The following is a 20,240-nucleotide window of genomic DNA, read 5'->3' as shown; positions in this document are numbered from 1 at the left end:
TGTGCTGGTCAGCGCCCAGTAGAGTGCGCCTCTGTTGCCCCCGAGCCCCGAGGTACCGCGCAGTGACCCCCGAACCCCCCGCACCGACCGCCGCCGTGACCGTCGTCGGGCTCGGGGCCGACGGCTGGGCCGGACTGCCCGACACCTCACGCACCGCACTGCGCGACGCCGAGGTCGTCATCGGCGGACCCCGCCAGCTGGATCTGCTGCCGCCGGAGTGCGCCGGGCAGCGCGTGGCCTGGCCCTCGCCGCTGCGGCCCGCCGTCCCCGGCCTGCTCGCCGCGCACGCCGGGCGCCGGATCGCCGTACTGGCCAGCGGGGACCCCATGTTCTACGGCATCGGCCGCGCCCTCGCCGAGGAGACCGGCGCCCTGCGCGTCCTGCCGCACCCCTCCTCCGTCTCCTACGCCGCCGCCCGGCTCGGCTGGCCGCTGGAGGACGTGGAGGTCGTCACCCTCGTCGGCCGGCCCGCCGCCCGCCTGGCCGCCGCCCTGCACGACAACCGGCGGCTCCTCGTCCTCAGCGCGGACGCCGGCACGCCCGGCGAGGTCGCCGCCCTGCTGCGGGACCGGGGCTTCGGGCCCAGCCGGATGCGCGTCCTCGAACAGCTCGGCGGCGACCGGGAACGCGTGACCGCCGCCTCCACCGCCGCCGACTGGCCCGCCGCCCAGCCGCCCGGCGATCCGCTCAACATCGTGGCCGTGGAGTGCCGCCGCGCCCCGGGCGCCCTGCGGCTCGGCGCCGTGCCCGGGCTCCCGGACGAGGCGTACGAGCACGACGGTCAGCTCACCAAGCGGCACGTCCGCGCCGCCACGCTCGGCGTGCTCGCCCCCGCCCCCGGCGAGCTGCTCTGGGACATCGGCGGCGGCTCCGGCTCGATCGCCATCGAGTGGATGCGCACCCACCCCTCGTGCCGCGCGGTCACCGTGGAGCGGGACCCGGCGCGCGCCGAACGGATCAGCCGCAACGCCGACCGGCTCGGCGTGCCCGGACTGCGGGTCGTCACCGGCGCCGCGCCCGCCGTCCTCGCCGAACTCCCGCCCCCCCACGCCGTGTTCGTCGGCGGCGGGCTCACCGCGCCCGGCCTCCTCGACGCCTGCTGGGAGGCGCTGCCCGGCGGCGGGCGGCTGGTCGCCAACACCGTGACGCTGGAGTCCGAGGCGCTGCTCGCCGACGCCCACCGGCGCCACGGCGGCGAACTGGTGCGGCTCGCCGTGGCACACGCCGTGCCGGTGGGAGGCTTCACCGGGTGGCGGCAGGCGATGCCCGTGACCCAGTGGGCCGTACGGAAAACGCCCGACACCTCTTCAGGAGCAGACAGATGACCGTGTACTTCATCGGTGCCGGACCCGGCGCCGCCGACCTGATCACGGTGCGCGGCGCCCGCACGCTCGCCGCCTGCCGGGTCTGTCTGTACGCGGGCAGCCTGGTCCCGCGGGAACTGCTCGCCGAATGCCCGCCGGATGCCCGGCTGGTGGACACCGCGCAGCTCGACCTGGACCAGATCACCGCCGAGTTGCTGCGCGCCCACGAGGAGGGGCACGACGTGGCCCGGCTGCACTCCGGGGACCCCGCCGTGTTCAGCGCGGTCGCCGAGCAGATGCGGCGGCTGGACGCGGCCGGTGTGCCGTACGAGGTGGTCCCGGGCGTCCCCGCCTTCGCCGCCGCGGCCGCTTCCCTGAAGCGGGAGCTGACCGTACCGACGGTCGGCCAGACCGTGATCCTCACCCGGGTCGCCAACCGGGCCACCGCCATGCCCGAGGGCGAGGACCTGGCGACCCTCGGCCGCAGCGGCGCGCTGATCGTGCTGCACCTGGCCGCCAAGTACGTGGACCGCGTGGTCGCCGAACTCCTCCCGCACTACGGCGCCGACTGCCCCGCCGCGGTCGTCGCCTACGCCTCCCGCCCGGACGAGCTGATCATCCGCGGCACCCTCGACGAGATCGCGGGGAAGACGAAGGAGGCCGGTGTGCTGCGCACGGCCGTGATCATGGTGGGGCGGACGCTCGGGGCGGAGCAGTTCCGGGACAGCCACCTGTACTCGCCGGAGCGGGAACGCCACGTGTGCTGACAGCGGCGAACGTGTACCGCCCCCGCCGTCAGGCCGGCGCGCTGCGCCCGACCACCGTCCCCGCCCGGTCGATGCAGATGACGTCGACCACGACCGGCGCCCCGCGCAGCACGGCCAGGGCCTCGTCGCGGGCGGTCGTGGCGACCAGGTCGCCGAGCGGCACCCCGACGGCCAGGCACGACTGGAGCGCGGCGAGCCCGGTGTTGGCGTCCGCCACCTGTGCGGCCAGCGCCTCGTCCGCGCCGCCGCGCCGGGCCAGTTCGGCGAGGAAGCCCTTGTCGACCTGGGAGCGGGCCGAGTGCAGGTCGAGGTGCCCGGCGGCGAGCTTGGAGAGCTTGGCGAAGCCGCCGCAGACCGTCAGGCGGTCGACGGGGTGGCGGCGGATGTACTTCAGCACGGCGCCCGCGAAGTCGCCCATGTCGAGCAGGGCGTCCTCGGGCAGCCCGTACTCGGCCACGACCGTCTTCTCCGACGTCGACCCGGTGCACCCGGCGACATGCGTACGCCCCGCCGCCCGCGCGACGTCCACGCCCCGCCGGATGGAGTCGATCCACGCCGAGCAGGAGTACGGGACGACGATGCCGGTCGTGCCCAGGACGGACAGGCCGCCCAGGATGCCGAGCCGGGGGTTCCAGGTCGAGCGGGCGATCTCCTCGCCGTGGTCGACGGAGACGGTGATCTCGACGTCGCCCGGTCCGCCGTGCCGGGCTGCGACCTCGGCGACATGGTCGCGCATCATCTGCCGGGGGACCGGGTTGACGGCGGGTTCGCCGACGGGCAGGGGCAGGCCGGGGCGGGTGACGGTACCGACCCCGGGGCCTGCCCTGAACACCACACCGGCCCCGGCGGGCAGCCGTCGTACCGTGACCCGGACCAGCGCGCCGTGGGTGACGTCCGGGTCGTCCCCGGCGTCCTTCACGACCCCCGCCATCGCGTGCCCGTCGCCCAGTTCCTCGACGGCCAGCGCGAACGACGGTGTCTGCCCCTTCGGCAGGGTGATGGTCACGGGGTCGGGAAACTCGCCGGTCAGCAGGGCGGTGTACGCCGCTGTCGTGGCCGCCGTCGCACAGGCGCCGGTGGTCCAGCCGGGCCGCAGGCCGGTGTGCTCCAGCTGGGCCCTGCGGCCGCCCTTCACTTCGCTGCTCATGAACGGACCTGGACTTCCATGCACGTACTGATCCTCGGCGGCACCACGGAGGCCCGCCGTGTCGCCGAACTTCTCCACGGCACGCCCGGCCTGACCCTGACCAGTTCCCTCGCCGGGCGGGTGGCCAGCCCCCGCCTGCCTCCGGGCGAGGTCCGGATCGGCGGCTTCGGCGGGGTGGAGGGGCTGACCGCGTGGCTGCGCGAGCACCGGGTGGACGTGCTCATCGACGCCACCCACCCTTTCGCCGGGACGATCAGTTTCCACGCGGCGCGGGCCGCCGCCACCGCCCATGTTCCCCTGCTGGCCCTGCGGCGCCCCGGCTGGGTCCCCGTCGCGGGTGACGACTGGCACGACGCCGGCTCCCTGGAGGAGGCCGCGCGGCTCCTGCCCGCGCTCGGCCGGCGCGTGTTCCTCACGACCGGGCGCATGGGCCTGGCCGCGTTCGCCGCGCTGGACGACCTGTGGTTCCTCGTACGGTCCGTGGACGCGCCCGAGGCTCCGCACCCGGCCCGCATGGAGGTGCTGCTCGACCGCGGCCCGTTCACGCTCGACGGCGAGCGCGAACTGCTGCGCCGGCACCGTATCGAGGTCGTGGTGACCAAGGACAGCGGGGGAGCGGCCACCGCTCCGAAGCTGACGGCGGCCCGGGAGGCCGGACTGCCGGTCGTCGTGATCCGCCGGCCCCCGGCCCCCGAGGGCGTCCCGGTCGTACCCGGCCCGGAGGAGGCGGCCCGTTGGATCGGGGAGTGGTCCCACGGACGCGGCTTCCCGGCGACCGGTTGAATCCGGCCTGACCGGGATCCGATCCGGCGCACAGGCGCCCCGGTCCGGCCGGGGCCGCCCGGTGCGCGGCCCCGCGTCGTGTCCGTGCCCGGGTGGGCCTGTTCTCCGGGTCCCCGAGCAGGCGGACGCCGGCCCGGGGGCGGTGCCGCGAGCGCAAGTCCCGGCCACCGAGTGGGAACCGGCCCGGCCCCGGGGCGCCCCGGCCCGGCCGCGGTTGCCCGGTGCGCGGCCTCGCCTGTGTCCGTGTCCGGGCTTGCTCCCCGGTCTCCGGGTGGGCGGCGAGGGATCTCCCGGCCCGGCGCGCGCCCGGCCCCGTGGCGTCTCACGCCTCCGGATACCTGCGCGGCGTCCACACGGTCTCCTCGCCGTCCCCGCGCCGGACGGCCCGGGTCTGGGAGGAGCCGACCAGCAGGATCGTGCGCATGTCGACCTCGGCCGGGTCCAGGTCGGCCAGCCGGACGATCCGGACCCGTTCGCCGGTGCCGCCCACGTCCCGTGCCACCACGACCGGGGTGTCCGGTGCCCGGTGTTCCAGCAGCAGCTCGCGGGCCTTGCCCACCTGCCAGGTGCGGCTGCGCGAGCCGGGGTTGTACAGGGCGAGAACCAGATCCGCCGAGGCCGCCGCGTGCAGCCGCTCGGCGATGACCTCCCAGGGCTTGAGCCGGTCGGAGAGGGAAATCGCGGCGTAGTCGTGGCCGAGCGGGGCGCCCGCCCGGGCCGCTGCCGCGTTGGCGGCGGTCACGCCCGGCAGGACCCGCACCGGGACGTCCGCGTACTCCTCCTGGGACGCGACCTCCAGGACGGCCGTCGCCATGGCGAAGACGCCCGGGTCGCCGCCGGAGACGACCGCGACCCGCCGCCCGCGCCGGGCCAGGTCGAGGGCGAACTCGGCGCGTTCCGACTCGACCCGGTTGTCCGAGCCGTGCCGGACCTGCCCGGGGCGCCGCGGTACCCGGTCGAGGTAGGTCGTGTAGCCGACCAGGTCGTCGGCGGCGGCCAGCGCACCCCGGGTCTCGGGCGTCAGCCACAGCGGACCGGCCGGCCCGGTCCCGACCACGACGACCTCGCCCCGCTCCGGGTTCTCCGGCCGTTCGGCGTCGACCCGGCTGGGCAGCACGGCCACCGAGAAGTAAGGCACCGACTCCGCGTCCACGTCGGCCAGTTCGGCCAGCCGCTCCCCGGCCATGGTGGCCCGCTCGACGTACCGGGCGTCACCCAGCCGCCCCGAATCCTGCAGCGCACTGCGCACCTTGGTGAAGGTCCGCCCCAGCTTCATCACCACGGCCGCGTCGGTCGAGGCCAGCCGTGCGGTCAGCTCCTCCTCGGGCAGGGTGCCCGGCAGGATCGTCAGCACCTCCTCGCCCTCGGCGAGCGGCGTGCCCAGCCGCGCCGCGGCGGCGGACACCGACGTGACGCCGGGGATCACCTCGGTGTCGTAGCGGTCGGCGAGCCGCTTGTGCATGTGCATGTACGAGCCGTAGAAGAGCGGATCGCCCTCGGCGAGGACCGCGACCGTCCGCCCCGCGTCCAGGTGCGCGGCGAGCCGGGCCGACGCCTCGGCGTAGAACTCCTCGATCGCGCCCTGGTAGCCGCCGGGATGGTCGGTGGTCTCGGTCGTGACCGGGTAGACCAGCCGCTCCTCGATGTGGTCGGCGCGGATGTGCTTCGCCGCGATCGAGCGGGCGATCGACCGGCCGTGCCGGGCACTGTGGTAGGCGATCACGTCCGCCTCGGCGATGACCTCCACGGCCCGTACGGTCATCAAGGACGGGTCACCCGGGCCGAGCCCGACCCCGTACAGCCGCCCCGCTGTGGACTGCTCGGCGCTCACTCTTCCTCACTCGCGATCGCGTTGAGCGCGGCGGCGGCGATGGCGCTGCCCCCGCGACGGCCGCGCACGACCAGGTGCTCGAGACCGGACGGATGCGCGGCCAGGGCGTCCTTGGACTCGGCGGCCCCGACGAAGCCCACCGGCACACCGATCACGGCGGCCGGGCGCGGAGCCCCCTCCTCGATCATCTCCAGCAGCCGGAACAGCGCGGTCGGCGCGTTGCCGACGGCCACCAGCGAGCCCTCCAGCCTCTCCCGCCACAGTTCCAGCGCGGCGGCGCTGCGCGTGGTGCCCAGCTTCGCGGCCAGCTCCGGCACGGACGGGTCGGAGAGCGTGCAGAGCACCTCGTTGCCCGCGGGCAGCCGCTTGCGCGTCACCCCGCTGGCCACCATCTGCACGTCGGTGAAGATGGGCGCGCCCGCGCGCAGGGCCGCACGGGCCCGGGCGACCACGGCCGGCGTGTAGGCCAGGTCCCGTACGAGGTCGACCATCCCGCAGGCGTGGATCATCCGGACCGCGACCTGGCTGACGTCGGCGGGCAGGGCCGCGAGGTCCGCCTCCGCGCGGATGGTGGCGAAGGACTGGCGGTAGATGGCCGCGCCGTCCTTCTCGTAGTCGTACGTGGTCACGGTGGTCTTCTCGCTGCTCTCGGTCGTCGTGCAGGTGGTCATGAGGTGATCTCCGCCAGGGCGGCGGCGAGTCGGGCGGGGTCGTTCATCGTGGCGGTCCGGGGTTCCTCGCCGCGTACGGCGGTGGAGAGCCGGTAGCCGCCGTCCGGGGCGGCGACCACGTCGACGCGGTCGCCCCGGGGGTGTCCGCAGCGGCGTTCGCAGCCGGACCAGTACAGGGGCAGGCCGTGCGGGCCGAGCGCGCCGAGGGATCCGGCCGCGTCGGTCCGCACGTCGGCCCGCGACTTGGCGCATCCGGGCCTGCCGATGCAGGCGCCGACGCGCAGCCAGGGGGAGTGGGGGTCGGTGACGAGGCCGGTGGCGGCGAGGCGGGCGAGGGACTCGTCCGCGTGGCCGACCCGTGTGGGAAGAACCACACCGCGCCACGGCGTCAGACGCAGCTCACCGGCGGCGACGCGCGTCAGTTCCCGCCACTGGTCCGCCGGGAGCCGTCCCAGAGGGACGTGCACGGAGAGGGCGTCACCGACCACTCCCGGGGGCGGTCCGTCCGTGCGGCCGGTCTCCCGGCTCCGCGGCGCGTGGCGGATGCCTCCGGCCGTCAGCCGCCGGCCGACCGCGTCGAGCAACTCGCCTTCGGCAAGTGCGAGTTCATCCACGCGCCAGACCCGTGCCCCGCTCGCCCGCGCCGCCTCCAGGAACGTCTCCGCCGCCAGCAGCGCGGCCCGCGCCGCCTCCTCGACTGGGACAGCCAACGCCTCTCCGGCCGCTCCGAGGGCGAGGTGCGCCCCGCCGTCCGCCGTCGCCCGTACCGTCACATCGGCATCGAGCCCGGCCACGTCCCCGCGCCCGTCGTCGAGCGCGAACAGGAAACGCCCCGACAGGGCCTGCGCCGCCTCGCTCGCGCACAGCGCCGTGTCGAGGGCCGTCAGCCAGGGCCGTACGTCCAGCGCCCCGCGCCCGTCGAGACCGGACAGCGGCGAGGCCACGATGTTGCGCGCCCGCTCGTGCCCGCGCGAGGGCAGCAGCCCGGCGGCGTCCAGCAGCCCGGCCAAGTCCCCGCCGCAGCCGTCGTCCAGACCCCGCAGCTGCACGTTGCCGCGCGAGGTCAGATGCAGGTCACCGTCGCCCAGCCGCTCTGCCGCGTCGGCGAGCGCATCCGCCTGACGCACGGTCAGGACCCCGCCGGGCACCCGGACACGGGCCAGCGCGCCGTCGTCCGCCATGTGCAGCCGCAGCGTCCCCGGGCAGGCGTCACCGCGGTCCCGGGAGACCGCTGTGGCCTGGGGCGATGAACGGAGGGCAGGCGTGGACATGGCGGCGAGCATACCTACCATCACACCCGGTGTATGCCCCGCCCTTTTCCCCCGCCCCTTACTATGCTCCTCGGTGGATCATCCGGTCCGCCGACGCCACGACGGCGACAGGGGAGGAAGCCCGGTGCGAATCCGGCGCGGTCCCGCCACTGTGAGCCCGGCCCCCACGGGCCGGGCGAGCCAGGAACTCCCGCCGTCCCACCACCCGCCCGGGGCGCGGACACCCCGAGGAAGGCCAGCCGACGCATGCTGCACTCAGCCGGGGAACGACTCCCGCACCCCCGCATCCTGCTCCTGTCGACCTCCGACACCGACCTGCTCAGCGCCCGCGCGGCCGGCGGCCCGGTCCCGTACCGCTTCGCCAACCCCTCCCGCCTCGCCCTCGACGACCTCCCCGCCCTCCTCGACGGCGTCGGCCTGGTCGTCGTACGCCTCCTCGGCGGCATCCGGGCCTGGCAGGACGGACTCGACCTGCTCCTCGCCGACGGCCGCCCGGTCGTCGTCCTCACCGGCGAACAGGCCCCCGACGCCCAGCTGATGGCGTCCTCCACGGTCCCCATCGGCATCGCCGCCGAGGCCCACGCCTACCTCGCCCACGGCGGCCCGGCCAACCTGGAGCAGCTCGCCCGCTTCCTCTCCGACACGGTCCTGCTCACCGGCCACGGCTTCGAGGCACCGGAAGCCGCCCCCACCTGGGGCCCGCTGCCCCGGGAGGGCCGGGAGAGCGACGGCCCGACGGTCGCCGTGCTCTACTACCGGGCCCACCACATGAGCGGCAACACCGCCTTCGTCGGCGCCCTGTGCGAGGCGATCGAGGACGCGGGCGGCCGGCCCCTGCCCCTGTACGTCGCCTCCCTGCGCGCCCCCGAGCCCGAGCTGATCGAGGAACTGCGCGCCGCCGACGCCATCGTCACCACCGTCCTCGCCGCCGGCGGCACCAGGCCCGCCGAGGCATCGGCGGGCGGCGACGACGAGTCCTGGGACGCGGGCGCGCTCACCGCCCTCGACGTACCGATCCTCCAGGCCCTGTGCCTCACCGGCTCCCGGACCGACTGGGCGGACAACGACGAGGGCGTCTCCCCGCTCGACGCGGCCAGCCAGATCGCCGTCCCCGAGTTCGACGGCCGCCTCATCACCGTCCCGTTCTCCTTCAAGGAGATCGACGCCGACGGCCTCCCGGCCTACGTCGCCGACCCCGAGCGCGCGGCCCGCGTCGCCGGAATCGCCGTACGCCACGCCCGGCTCCGCCACATCCAGCCCGCCGACAAGCGCCTCGCGCTGGTCCTGTCCGCCTACCCGACCAAGCACTCCCGCATCGGCAACGCGGTCGGCCTGGACACCCCCGCCAGCGCCGTCGCCCTGCTGCGCCGGCTCCGCGACGAGGGCTACGACTTCGGGACGGACGCGCAGGTGCCGGGCCTGGCCTCCGGTGACGGGGACGAGCTGATCCGCGCGCTGATCGAGGCGGGCGGGCACGACCAGGACTGGCTCACCGAGGAGCAGCTGGCCCGCAACCCGGTGCGGATCCCGGCGGCCGACTACCGCCGCTGGTTCGCCACGCTCCCCGGGGAACTGCGCACGGCGGTGGAGGAGCACTGGGGCCCGGCCCCCGGCGAGATGTTCGTCGACCGCAGCCGCGACCCGGAGGGCGACATCGTCCTCGCGGCCCTGCGCTTCGGCAACCTGCTGATCCTCATCCAGCCCCCGCGCGGCTTCGGCGAGAACCCCATCGCGATCTACCACGACCCGGACCTGCCGCCCTCCCACCACTACCTGGCCGCCTACCGCTGGATCGCCGCCCGGGCCGAGGACGGCGGCTTCGGCGCCGACGCGATGATCCACCTCGGCAAGCACGGCAACCTGGAGTGGCTGCCCGGCAAGAACGCCGGCCTGTCCGCCGCCTGCGGCCCCGACGCCGCCCTCGGCGACCTCCCCCTGATCTACCCGTTCCTGGTCAACGACCCCGGCGAGGGCACCCAGGCCAAGCGCCGCGTCCACGCCACCCTCGTCGACCACCTCGTCCCGCCCATGGCCCGCGCCGACTCCTACGGCGACATCGCGCGCCTGGAGCAACTCCTCGACGAGTACGCCCAGATCTCCTCCATGGACCCCGCCAAGCTCCCGGCGATCCGCGCCCAGATCTGGACCCTCATCCAGGCCGCCCGGCTCGATCACGACCTCGGCCTGGAGGACCGCCCGGACGACGACGGCTTCGACGACTTCCTCCTGCACGTCGACGGCTGGCTCTGCGAGGTCAAGGACGCCCAGATCCGCGACGGCCTGCACGTCCTCGGCAACCCGCCGCAGGGCGCGGACCGCGTCAACCTCGTCCTCGCCATCCTGCGAGCCCGCCAGATCTGGGGCGGCGCCACGGCCCTGCCCGGCCTGCGCGAGGCCCTCGGCCTGGACGAGTCCGCCGCGACCCGCACGACCGCAGACGAGGCCGAGGAGCGGGCCCGCGCCCTGGTCCAGGCCATGGAGGACGCGGGCTGGGACCCGGCCGCGGTCCCCGCCGAACACGGCGAACAGGTCGCCGCCATCCTGGAGTTCGCAGCCCGCGAGGTCGTGCCGCGCCTCGCCGCGACCACCGCCGAGGTCGACCACACCGTCCACGCGCTGGCGGGCGGCTTCGTCCCCGCGGGGCCTTCGGGATCACCCCTGCGGGGTCTGGTCAACGTCCTCCCGACAGGCCGCAACTTCTACTCGGTCGACCCCAAGGCGGTCCCCTCCCGCCTTGCCTGGGAGACCGGCCAGGCCCTCGCCGACTCCCTCCTGGAGCGCTACCGCACGGACAACGGCGAGTGGCCCACCTCCGTCGGCCTCTCCCTGTGGGGCACCAGCGCCATGCGCACGGCGGGCGACGACGTGGCCGAGGCCCTCGCCCTGCTCGGCGTCCGCCCCGTCTGGGACGACGCCTCCCGCCGTGTGACGGGCCTGGAGCCCGTCCCGTACGAGGAGCTGGGCCGCCCCAGGATCGACGTCACCCTCCGCATCTCGGGCTTCTTCCGGGACGCCTTCCCGCACACCATCGGCCTGCTGGACGACGCCGTACGCCTGGCGGCCTCGCTGGACGAGCCGGCCGAGGCCAACCACGTACGGGCCCACGTCCAGGCCGACCTCGCCTCCCACGGCGACGAACGCCGCGCCACCACCCGCATCTTCGGCTCCCGCCCCGGCACCTACGGCGCCGGCCTGCTCCAGCTCATCGACTCCCGCGACTGGCGCACCGACGCCGACCTCGCCGAGGTGTACACCGTCTGGGGCGGCTACGCCTACGGCCGGGAACTCGACGGCCGACCGGCGCGGGACGAGATGGAGACGGCCTACAAGCGGATCGCGGTCGCCGCGAAGAACACCGACACCCGCGAGCACGACATCGCCGACTCCGACGACTACTTCCAGTACCACGGCGGCATGGTGGCGACCGTCCGGGCGCTGCGCGGCACCGCCCCCGAGGCGTACATCGGCGACTCCACCCGCCCCGAGACCGTCCGCACCCGCACCCTCGTCGAGGAGACCTCCCGCGTCTTCCGCGCCCGGGTCGTCAACCCCAAGTGGATCGAGGCCATGCGCCGCCACGGCTACAAGGGCGCCTTCGAACTCGCCGCCACCGTGGACTACCTCTTCGGCTACGACGCCACCACCGGCGTGGTCGCCGACTGGATGTACGACAAGCTCACCGAGACCTACGTCCTGGACGAGGCCAACCGGGAGTTCCTCCAGCAGGCCAATCCCTGGGCGCTGCACGGCATCGCCGAACGCCTGCTGGAGGCGGAGTCCCGCGGGATGTGGGAGAAGCCCGACCCGGCCGTGCTGGAGGGCCTGCGGCAGGTGTACCTGGAGACGGAGGGGGACCTGGAGGGCGACGGCTGACCGGGCCCCGGCTCACTCGTCGTCGGATGTGGTGGGGCGGGTCCGGCCGGGCTCGGGGAGCTCGCCCTGCTGCGCCCGGACGTGGAGCACGTCGCCGATGAACAGGTCGTACACCAGCACCCCGATCACGCCGCCGACGAGCGGGCCGACGATCGGGATCCACCAGTAGGCGCTGAACGCGCCCGACAAGCTGCCCGGGAACGCCAGAGACTGCCAGCCCTCCATCCAGGTGAACAGGCGTGGCCCCAGGTCGCGGGCCGGGTTGATCGCGTAGCCTGCGTTCGCCCCGAAGGACATGCCGATGGCCGCCACGACGAAACCGATGACGAGCGGTCCGAGGTTCGCCTTCACGGCCGTGTTCCGCAGGTCGATGATCGCCACCACCAGCATGACCAGGAAGGCCGTGCCGACGACCTGGTCGATCAGCGGACCCCAGATGCCGCCGTGGAAGTACGGAGCCGGGAAGGTGGCGAAGATCGAGAAGGAGGCGAGGGTGTGTCCGCCCGTCTTCGGCCCCTTCATGGCGTCGTCGAAGGTGTTGATGGCGTCGTGGTATACGGCGTAGACCAGTGCCGCGCCGGCCAGGGCGCCGAGCACCTGGGACACCCAGTAGGGGACGACCTTGACCCAAGGGAACTTGCGGCGAACGGCGAAGGCCAGCGTCACCGCCGGATTGATGTGCGCACCGCTCACCCCGCCGGCCACATAGATACCGAGGATCACGGCCATGGCCCATCCCCAGGTGATCAGCAACCAGTCCCCGGCACCGAGGAAGAACGTGGTGGGCCCCTCGGTACGCCCTGAGCCGGGCAGCGCCGCGACCGCCATCGCGACCACGCCGCAACCGAAGGAGATGAGGACGAAGGTCCCCAGGAACTCCGCAAGGCATTCGCCCCACAAGCCTCCGCGGCGCCTGAGCCGAGAGGGCTTCAGCAGGGGCTGGATCTCGACGGCCATGATGATCCTCCCAGACACTCGCCCCGCGCCTGAACGCGGCTGCCCGTGCCGTTGTGGCCTGCTTTCGCTTCATGCCGTGACGCCAAAGTAAATCCGTGCAGCGACTGCCGCGACTCGACACCGGGGCGGTCCGGATCGTAACCAGGCGTGAGGGTGCCAATACGTACAGGCGGCACTCTCGACGTGGCCTTTCCCCGCCTCAACGCCCTGACGTACTGGCTGTTCCTCTTCGGCGGGCTGATCGTCGTCTCGGGACTGGCCGTTCCCGGCGGAGCGGCTTCCCTTCGGCTGGTTCGCCTACGCCCCGCTGAACAGCGCCGTCCACACACCCGGAGCCGGCGGGGACCTGTGGACGATGGGACTGGTCGTGGCCGGGCTCAGCACGACCCTGGGATCGGTGAACTTCATCGCCACCATCATCACCCTGCGGACCCCGGGCATGACGATGTTCCGGATGCCGATCTTCACGTGGAACATCCTCTTCACCTCCTTTCTCGCTCTGTTGGCCTTCCCCGTTCTCACGGCGGCTCTGCTGGCCCTGGAGGCGGACCGCAAGTACCTCGGGATGGCCGAAGAACCAGAACAGGTTGCTGCCACAGGATCGCCCCGCCGTTTGCCGGGTCGTAGATGTGCGCTCCGGAACGGGACGCCATGCCTGGCGCAATCACGGCGACCGACCGGTCACGATGGCCTTCGTCCTCGTCGGCGTCCCGCACGACGGCGAACGAGCCTGAGCGGCAGACGGTGCTCGGCGATCACGCGGTGGCCGGCCTCGGGCTCTTGTACTCCGACGCCCTCAACCTCGCCGATGCCGCCGCGCCCGCCACCGGCATTGGCTACCCGCGGGGTGCAGCCCGTGGCGCTGCCTGGAGGCCGGACTGGCGTTCGTCGGTTCGAAGCGGCCGGGGGCGTCGGCCGACAAAACGGCGCGCCAAGTTCCGTGGTGGGTCACGACCTGATCAAGCCACACGCCTGCCGGGATCGTCCGCCCGGACGACGGCAAGGTGCTGCTGCGCGGCGAGTGGATGGACAAGCTGGGCGAGAACCGGCTCAGCGCGCTGCGACGCAAGCGGTTCGGGTTCGTGTTCCAGTTCTGCCAGCTGCTGCCCGAGGGTGTGCCCCGCAAGCAGGCCGTCGAACGGGCCCGCCGCTGGTTCGCGCCGCTGACCTCCGTGACCCGCGAGCAGGGCACCGCCCTGGTCATGGTCACCCACGACGCCGACGTCGCCGCCCACGCGACCGGAGCCTCAGGTACGCGACGGCCGGATCAGCAGTCACTCATGACCAGGGTGGCAATGCCGACCACGCCGACGCTGTCGGCGATCACATTGTCCGGGGCGCTCACGTCGTCCTGCGCTGGCCCGGGGCTGAGGTGCGACACGCCGGCTCCTCAGCCCCGCGCCCCTCAGATCAGCGTCCGGTGGCAGCAGCCCGGACCCTGGCCGCGTCCCATACCAGCGGCGTGTCGTCGAACACCACCGCGATCTTGACCTGCGTCCCGGCCCTGAAGGTCTTCGGAAGGGTCACGCTGCCCTGCTGGTCCCTGTCGAAGGAGACCAGACCGAGATCCGTGACCTGCCCGTCGGCCGTGAACGCGTAGGCACGGCCCGTCTTGTTCGCGTGCAGGGCCGTGCCCGCGGGGTCCGACGCGGCGGCGTTCAGCGACACCGTGCTCTCCTTCCCGACGCTGCTCGCGGTCAGCTGCTTCGACCGCCTGTCCTTCGTCAGGTCCGCCGCGGCCGGAGCCCGCTGGACGAGCCGCCACTCCTGCGAGCCGTCTCCGGCCGCGTTCTGCAGGGTCAGTGGCGCGCCCTGGGACGCACCGGTCAGGTACAGGTTCGAGTTCCCGGCCGCCTGGAACCTGTAGTAGCCGTCGGCGGTCCTGACGGCGTTCCAGACTCCTGTGGCGCTGTTGTCGACCCACTGGCCGATCTTCTGGCCGACCGTCGCGTTCCCCGTCCAGATCCCCGCCATGCGGCCGCCCGACTTGTTCAGCAGGGTCGTGCCGCCCTTCGGCGCCTTCACCACGTGCCAGTACTGGGTGTCCTTGTTCGCCGCCGAGCCGCGGTCCTCCATGACGACGTCAGGAACGTCCCCGTTGCCGATGTTGGCGTCGTTGGTCTTCCCCCCGGTGCCGATCACCTGGCCGGTCTTACGGTTCACCAACTGGTAGTAGGCGCCCTCCGAGTCACCGAGATCGACCTCGGCGTAGGCGAGCGTCGAGGTGCCCTGGTTGTTGAGTATCGAGAGGCGGCCGGTGCCCTCCACGTACTGCAGGTTGCGGCTGTAGCCGTTCCGCGAGGTCGTCTGGTACTCCTTCCACTCGCCGTCGCTGCGTCCGCTCTCGTTGACCCAGACGTTGCCGCTGCCGTGCGCGTTGTAGACCAGGCGTCCATCGGGAAGCCTGATGATGACGGGGCTGCCACCGGTCGCGAGGGGGCGGGAACCGGCGGCGAGCGGCAGTGTGGTGACGGGGTGCCCCGCGGAACCCTTGTAGAACTTCAGTGGATCGTCGGCGATGGCGTACCGGGTGTTCTCTCCGCCGCCCCACCACTCGTAGGTGAGGAGCCACTTGCCGTCCGTCGTCGGGACGACGTTCGTCATGCCCGGCCGACCGCCTCCGATCTCCTTCCTGCCGCCTCCCATGTCCTGGGTCAGGCCCGCGACGTCGAGGACGGGCTCGCTCCACTGTGCGCTGAGACCGTTCCAGGTCTTGTGGACGAGGATCTGGCCGTGCGAGTCCGTGGCCGTGTCGTTGTCCGGATCGACCTTCACCACGCCGGTGACCGGGTCATAGCCGGCGTAGTCGTTCTCGTCGGAGTAGTAGCAGACGAGCTCGCCCTTGTGGACCATCAGGTACGGCTCCCAGAGGGGATCCACCTGCTTGTACGTGTTCGCCGTGGCGACGTTCTTTCCGATCGCGCCCGCGCTGCCGCCCTGCCAGCCGCCTGTCGCGATGACGTTGAGGACCTTCCACGTCTCACCGTCGTCGTCGCTGGAGTACAGGGCGAGCGCCATGTCAGGGCGGTCTCCGTCGTTGGACGGGATCCAGTTCGGGTCGGCTGCCTTGTGCTCGTTGTAGTAGGCGTCGTCGCCCGTCACGACGCTCGCGAGGAGCAGCGTGCCCTTCTTCAGCTTGCCGACGTCCTGCGGAAGCGCGTAGAGGTACGGGCTTCCCCAGTTGCTCTTGTACTTCGCGTAGCGGGGATCACCGGAGAGGTACGCCGGGGCCTTGACCTCGGACAACGCCTGCCATGACGTTCCGTAGTCGTCGCTCTTGTAGATCGGGAGAGTCTCCTGGTCGGCGCTTGCCGTCTGCGGCACGACCGTGGCCTTCTCGAACGACGCGACCAGACGTCCGCTCGGCAGCTGCGTCGACTTCGGGTAGATCGCGCAGTTGCCTCTTCCCTTGAGGCACGGCTCGTTTCCGAGCTGGTACAGGATCCCGCCCGTCGGGTTGTACGCCTGTGCGCTGCCCATGGGGATCGCCACCATCGCGGATGCCGCGATGAAGGTTCCCAGCGCCTTGCCCAGCCTGTTTCTCTGCATAGCCTCTCCTCTGGGTTGACCACGTGATGCTGTGCCGGAGGTCTCGTCCTAGGCCGTCGGCCCGTCTGCGGTGACGAACACCCGTACGTCCCAGGCGCGGAGCTCCAGCGCCGTGTCCGCGGGGACGCGGCTGCCGCCCAGGAGGTCGGACAGCTCCACCGGAGCCGTGACGTGGGCCGGCTCCCAGCTCCAGTTGTGGATCACATGGACTCGGCGTCCGTCGGGGGACGTGCCGGTCGTCGCGGTGACGGTCTCGGGCAGGTCACGCCAGCCACTGACCGCGGAGGGCGCGAGCCAGCCGGCCACCGCCCGCGCGAGGCCCCGGCCGGGGACCGTACCGACGTAGGTGACGCGGCCGGCGCCGTGGCGGCGGGTGGTGACCGCCGGCCAGCGGCCGAAGTGCGGGTGCTCGTATGCGGCGAGCACCTCGGCGTCGGTGACGGTCAGGCCGTCCGCCCAGCGGGTCGCCGTCGCGTCCGGCGGCAGCCGGAGCGGGCTGCCGGGCACGGAGTGGACCGGGATGTCGTGTGCGAGGTTGCTGAACTCGTCGTAGGTGACGCCCGCGGCGTCGACCAGGCGGCCGGGGGCAGGTTCGAGCCGGGCGCGGGCCTCGTGGTCGGCGTATCCGGTGCGCGGGCCGAGGACCAGGTGACCGCCCGCGTCGGCATAGGCCGCCAGCCAGTCGAGGATCGCGTCGGCGGCGACGTACAACCCCGGTACGACCAGCACGCGATGGCGGCGTGCGGCCTCTGCCGGTGTCATGCCGCCCTTCCCCTCGCCGCTCGGGTCGTGCAGTTGCCGGGCGTGGACGATGCGTACCTGGCGGCCGGCCTCGAAGGCGCCGCGGTAGAACGGGTCGAAGATGCGGTGGTAGGCCGCGGAGTCCGGTGCGCCGTCGGCGGTCGCGAGCGGCGGGTACTTCTGCATCAGCCACTTGCTCGGTGTCGAGTACACCAAGGTGATGTCGGCGTCCGGCTCCAGCCCCGCGACGAGTGGCCCGGCGGCTTCGAACTCCGCGCCGAGGCGGGCGAGCTCGGCGTACGTACGACCGGGCTGTCCGCTGTGTGGCAGGACACCGCCCCAGTACGTCTCCGCACCGAAGCGCAGCGTCTGCCACTGCCAGTACTCGATCAGCCGCGCGCCGCGCGCCACATGGGCCCAGGCGGCCTGCCGCCACTGACCGTCGTAACCAGGGCGGTTGTCCCAGGGGAAGCCGATGGAACTCGCGTTGGTCTCGGTGACCAGGAACGGCTCCTGACGGGAGGAGAACATCCAGTCGGCGGTCTGGTACATCGACCACACACCCGTGGTCTTCCAGATCTGCTCGTGGTTCTCTGGCGTCGGATCGGGCAGCAGCAGGCCGTCCTGCATGTCGTAGTACGGATTGCCGGAGGCGATGTCGAGCCGGGCCGACAGCTCGGCGTCCTCCACACCCTGACGGGTGTAGGAGATGCAGGTGGTGACGAACTGCCCGGGGCGGGCGTACTCGCGTACGATGTCGGCCTGCCAGCCGATGAACTCGGTGACCTGGCGGGCCTGGAACTCCCGCCAGGCGACGTCGTACTGGGGCTGGGCGTTGCCGTCCGGGGCCCACAGGTCGGCCCAGGTGGACAGCTGGTGGGACCAGTACACCAGGCCCCACTCCCGGTTGAGGGTCTCGACGTCCCCGTACGTGTCGCGCAGATGGTCGACGAAGCGCTGGAAGACACCGTGGTTGTGGAAGAGGTGCAGGCCCGGTTCGTTGTCCACCTGCCACCCGATGACCGCCGGGTGGTCGGCGTACCGGGCGACGATCTTGCGGATGACCCGCTCGGCGTGGAAGCGGAAGGCGGGGTGGGTGAAGTCCACCTCCTGACGACCGCCCCAGCCGATGCGCTGTCCGGTGGCGTTCTCGCCCGTGAGCTCCGGGTACTGCCGGGCCAGCCACGGCGGCACGGCGTACGTCGGCGTGCCGATGATGACGGAGATGCCGCGCTCGTGGGCGCCGTCGAGGACCGGCTGCAGCCAGTCGAGGTCGAAGCGCCCGCTCGTAGGCTCCCAGGTCGACCACACCGACTCGCCGACCCGGATGACGCTGAAATGGGCCTCGGCCATCAGGTCGAGATCGGCCTTGAGCTGTTCGTCGGGCCGTAGTTCGGGGTCGTAGGCAGGCGTGTACTCGTGGTAGTAGGCAGCGCCGAACAGCACGCGGGCGGGCAGATCCGCCATGAAGTGACCTCCGGGAAAGTAGGGGGTGTTACTGCTTGACGCCGCCGGTGGCCAGGCCGCTCTGCCAGTAGCGCTGAAGGAAGAGGAAGGCGATGACCAGCGGGATGATGGAGATCATCGAGCCGGTCACCACGAGCGGGAGCATGTCGCTGCTGGCACCGGACCCGCCGTTCTGTGCCTGGGCCGCCCAGGAGGAGAGGCCGACCGTGACGGGGTACAGATTCGGGTCGTTCAGCATGATCAGCGGCAGGAAGTAGTTGTTCCAGGTCGCCACGAGCGTGAACAGCAGGACGGTCACCAGGCCGGGGGCCAGCAGTCTGAGGGCGATCCGGAAGAAGATCCGTGCCTCGCCGGCCCCGTCGATGCGGGCTGCCTCAAGGAGGCTGTCCGGAACGGCGTCCGCGGCGTAGATGCGCATGAGGTAGAGGCCGAAGGGGTTGACGAGCGAAGGCAGGATGATCGCCCAGGGGGTGTTGACCAGGCCGGCCTCGGCGAACAGCAGGTAGGTCGGGATCGCCAGGGCGGTGGCCGGGACCATGATGGCGCCGAGTACGAGGGTGAAGGCGGCGCGGTCGCCTCGGAAGCGGAACTTCGCGAAACCGTATCCGGCGGAGGCCGCGAGCAGGGCGGCACCGAGCGCGCTGACCACGGCGTACATGGCGGTGTTGAGCAGCCAGTGCGCGAAGACGCCGTCGCTCTGGGTGAAGGTGGCCCTGATGTTCGCCAGCAGCTGCGGGGCACGTGAGAACCACAGCCCGAAACTGTTGATCAGGTCCTGGGTGCCCTTGGTCGAGGCGACGACCAGCCAGAACAGCGGCAACAGGAAGTAAGCCAGGGCGGCCAGCATGACGATCGTCAGCGGCGTGCCGCGGTGCCGGGCTCCCCGAAGCCGCTTTCGGGGTGCGGTGGCAGGTGGGCCCGTCGGCGGGGCGCTCACGACCGGGGGTGTGGTGGTGGTCACGAGGTCCTCCTGCGGTTCGCGGTGAGCAGCACGGCGTAGGAGGCGATGACGATGACCAGCCCCAGCAGGAAGGACACCGTGGCCGCGTAGTTCAGCTGATCGCCGGTGAAGGCGAGGGAGTAGGCGTAGAGGTTGGCGGTGTAGGAACTGCTGATGACGTCGAGGGCGATGGCCTGCAACAGTTTCGGCTCGTTGAACAGCTGGAAGCTGCCGATCACCGAGAACAGCAGGGTGAGCATCAACGCCGGGCGCAGGGCGGGCAGTTTGATCGACCAGGCGACCCGCCAGGCACCCGCCCCGTCCATCGCGGCCGCCTCGTACAGCTCCGAGGGGATCGTGCGCAGCGCCGCGTACAGGATGATCATGTTGTACCCGACGAACTCCCAGGTCACGATGTTCGCCAGGCTGCCCAGCATCCAGCCGTCGCTGAGGAAGGGCGGTGCCGGCACGTCCAGCGCCCGGCTCAGCTGGGCGAACGGGCCGAAGTCGGGGCCGTACAGGTAGCCCCACATGAGCGCGGCGACCACGCTCGGGACGGCGTACGGCACGAAGATGCCCAGTCTGATCACCCGGGCCAGCCGCAGCAGGCCGCTGTCGAGGGCGAGGGCGAAGAACAGGGCCAGCAGCAGCATCAGCGGCACCTGGATCACGAAGAACAGCGCGACGCGTCCGACGCCGCGCAGCAGCAGCGGGTCCCTGAGGGCGGTGACGTAGTTGTCCAGGCCGACGAACGCGGTGCCGCCGACGAGGCGTTGCTGGAAGAGGCTGAGGTAGGCGGCGTAGCCGAGCGGGGCGAGGAAGAGCAGGAGGAACAGGAGGAGGAACGGGGCCACGAACAGTGGCCCTGGCCCACCGAACCGCCGGCGCGACGGTCCCGCTCGGCGCGGCTTCCTGGCGTAGGAGGTGGTGGCAGCCATC

12 protein-coding genes, 3 pseudogenes and 1 riboswitch are annotated in these 20,240 nt (G+C 72.5%); of the genes and pseudogenes, 6 read left to right on the top strand and 9 right to left on the bottom strand.

Annotated features, from left to right (window positions below; genetic code table 11):
* The first annotated feature begins 62 nt into the window (after positions 1–62).
* Both cbiE and cobM read left to right on the top strand, forming a co-directional pair.
* Entirely contained in the window at positions 63–1,325 is a 1,263-nt protein-coding gene (gene cbiE, locus AC07F0_RS24290) for a precorrin-6y C5,15-methyltransferase (decarboxylating) subunit CbiE (RefSeq protein ID WP_478981796.1), read from the top strand.
* Positions 1,322–2,071 (top strand): precorrin-4 C(11)-methyltransferase, encoded by a 750-nt coding sequence (cobM, locus tag AC07F0_RS24285; RefSeq protein WP_184990154.1) that lies wholly within the window; start codon positions 1,322–1,324, stop codon positions 2,069–2,071. The genes cbiE and cobM overlap by 4 nt, the downstream gene beginning before the upstream one ends.
* Positions 2,072–2,099: 28 nt before the next feature.
* Here the strand turns inward: cobM and AC07F0_RS24280 are convergent, their stop codons facing one another.
* Entirely contained in the window at positions 2,100–3,218 is a 1,119-nt protein-coding gene (locus AC07F0_RS24280) for a cobalt-precorrin-5B (C(1))-methyltransferase (protein WP_478981794.1), read from the bottom strand.
* Positions 3,219–3,236: 18 nt separating this feature from the next.
* Between AC07F0_RS24280 and AC07F0_RS24275 the strand changes: the two genes are divergently transcribed.
* Entirely contained in the window at positions 3,237–4,001 is a 765-nt protein-coding gene (locus AC07F0_RS24275) for a cobalt-precorrin-6A reductase (RefSeq protein WP_478981793.1), read from the top strand.
* A 322-nt stretch (positions 4,002–4,323) separates the two neighbouring features.
* Here AC07F0_RS24275 and AC07F0_RS24270 read toward each other — a convergent pair whose 3' ends face one another.
* The 3 genes from AC07F0_RS24270 to cobG are packed head-to-tail and all read right to left on the bottom strand — an operon-like array spanning position 4,324 to position 7,786.
* Positions 4,324–5,832 (bottom strand): precorrin-2 C(20)-methyltransferase, encoded by a 1,509-nt coding sequence (locus AC07F0_RS24270; protein ID WP_478981791.1) that lies wholly within the window; start codon positions 5,830–5,832, stop codon positions 4,324–4,326.
* Positions 5,829–6,503 carry a precorrin-8X methylmutase gene (locus AC07F0_RS24265; protein ID WP_478981789.1) on the bottom strand — a complete coding sequence of 225 codons (675 nt, stop codon included), beginning with the start codon at positions 6,501–6,503 and terminating at the stop codon, positions 5,829–5,831. The genes AC07F0_RS24270 and AC07F0_RS24265 overlap by 4 nt, the downstream gene beginning before the upstream one ends.
* Positions 6,500–7,786 carry a precorrin-3B synthase gene (gene cobG, locus AC07F0_RS24260; protein ID WP_478981871.1) on the bottom strand — a complete coding sequence of 429 codons (1,287 nt, stop codon included), beginning with the start codon at positions 7,784–7,786 and terminating at the stop codon, positions 6,500–6,502. The genes AC07F0_RS24265 and cobG overlap by 4 nt, the downstream gene beginning before the upstream one ends.
* A 101-nt stretch (positions 7,787–7,887) precedes the next feature.
* Positions 7,888–7,964: riboswitch (cobalamin riboswitch) on the top strand.
* A gap of 56 nt (positions 7,965–8,020) precedes the next feature.
* Between cobG and cobN the strand changes: the two genes are divergently transcribed.
* Complete coding sequence (cobN, locus tag AC07F0_RS24255) at positions 8,021–11,647, top strand: cobaltochelatase subunit CobN (protein ID WP_478981787.1); 3,627 nt, start codon at positions 8,021–8,023, stop codon at positions 11,645–11,647.
* A gap of 12 nt (positions 11,648–11,659) precedes the next feature.
* Here the strand turns inward: cobN and AC07F0_RS24250 are convergent, their stop codons facing one another.
* Positions 11,660–12,604: an MIP/aquaporin family protein gene (locus AC07F0_RS24250; RefSeq protein ID WP_478981785.1), complete on the bottom strand. Its 945-nt coding sequence runs from the start codon at positions 12,602–12,604 to the stop codon at positions 11,660–11,662.
* Between the two features lie 171 nt (positions 12,605–12,775).
* Here AC07F0_RS24250 and AC07F0_RS24245 point away from each other — a divergent pair.
* A pseudogene (locus AC07F0_RS24245) lies at positions 12,776–13,163 on the top strand (cbb3-type cytochrome c oxidase subunit I); the annotation flags it as partial.
* Positions 13,164–13,569: 406 nt separating this feature from the next.
* Positions 13,570–13,888 (top strand): annotated as a pseudogene (locus tag AC07F0_RS24240) (ABC transporter ATP-binding protein); the annotation flags it as partial.
* Positions 13,889–14,353: 465 nt separating this feature from the next.
* On the opposite strand, the pseudogene AC07F0_RS24235 reads toward AC07F0_RS24240, so the two are convergent.
* The 4 genes and pseudogenes from AC07F0_RS24235 to AC07F0_RS24220 form a co-directional block, all read right to left on the bottom strand.
* Positions 14,354–16,153 (bottom strand): annotated as a pseudogene (locus AC07F0_RS24235) (RICIN domain-containing protein); the annotation flags it as partial.
* A 48-nt stretch (positions 16,154–16,201) separates the two neighbouring features.
* A complete protein-coding gene (locus AC07F0_RS24230) occupies positions 16,202–18,361 on the bottom strand; it encodes a beta-galactosidase (RefSeq protein WP_478981783.1) in 2,160 nt (719 codons plus the stop codon).
* 28 nt (positions 18,362–18,389) lie between these two features.
* Entirely contained in the window at positions 18,390–19,322 is a 933-nt protein-coding gene (locus AC07F0_RS24225) for a carbohydrate ABC transporter permease (protein WP_478981781.1), read from the bottom strand.
* Positions 19,319–20,239 (bottom strand): carbohydrate ABC transporter permease, encoded by a 921-nt coding sequence (locus tag AC07F0_RS24220; protein WP_478981779.1) that lies wholly within the window; start codon positions 20,237–20,239, stop codon positions 19,319–19,321. The genes AC07F0_RS24225 and AC07F0_RS24220 overlap by 4 nt, the downstream gene beginning before the upstream one ends.
* Position 20,240: the final 1 nt, after the last annotated feature.

Source organism: Streptomyces sp. NPDC045955 (assembly GCF_056430805.1).
The sequence above is the reverse complement of the archived record's forward strand: the minus strand, read 5'-3'. Positions and strand labels throughout refer to the sequence as shown.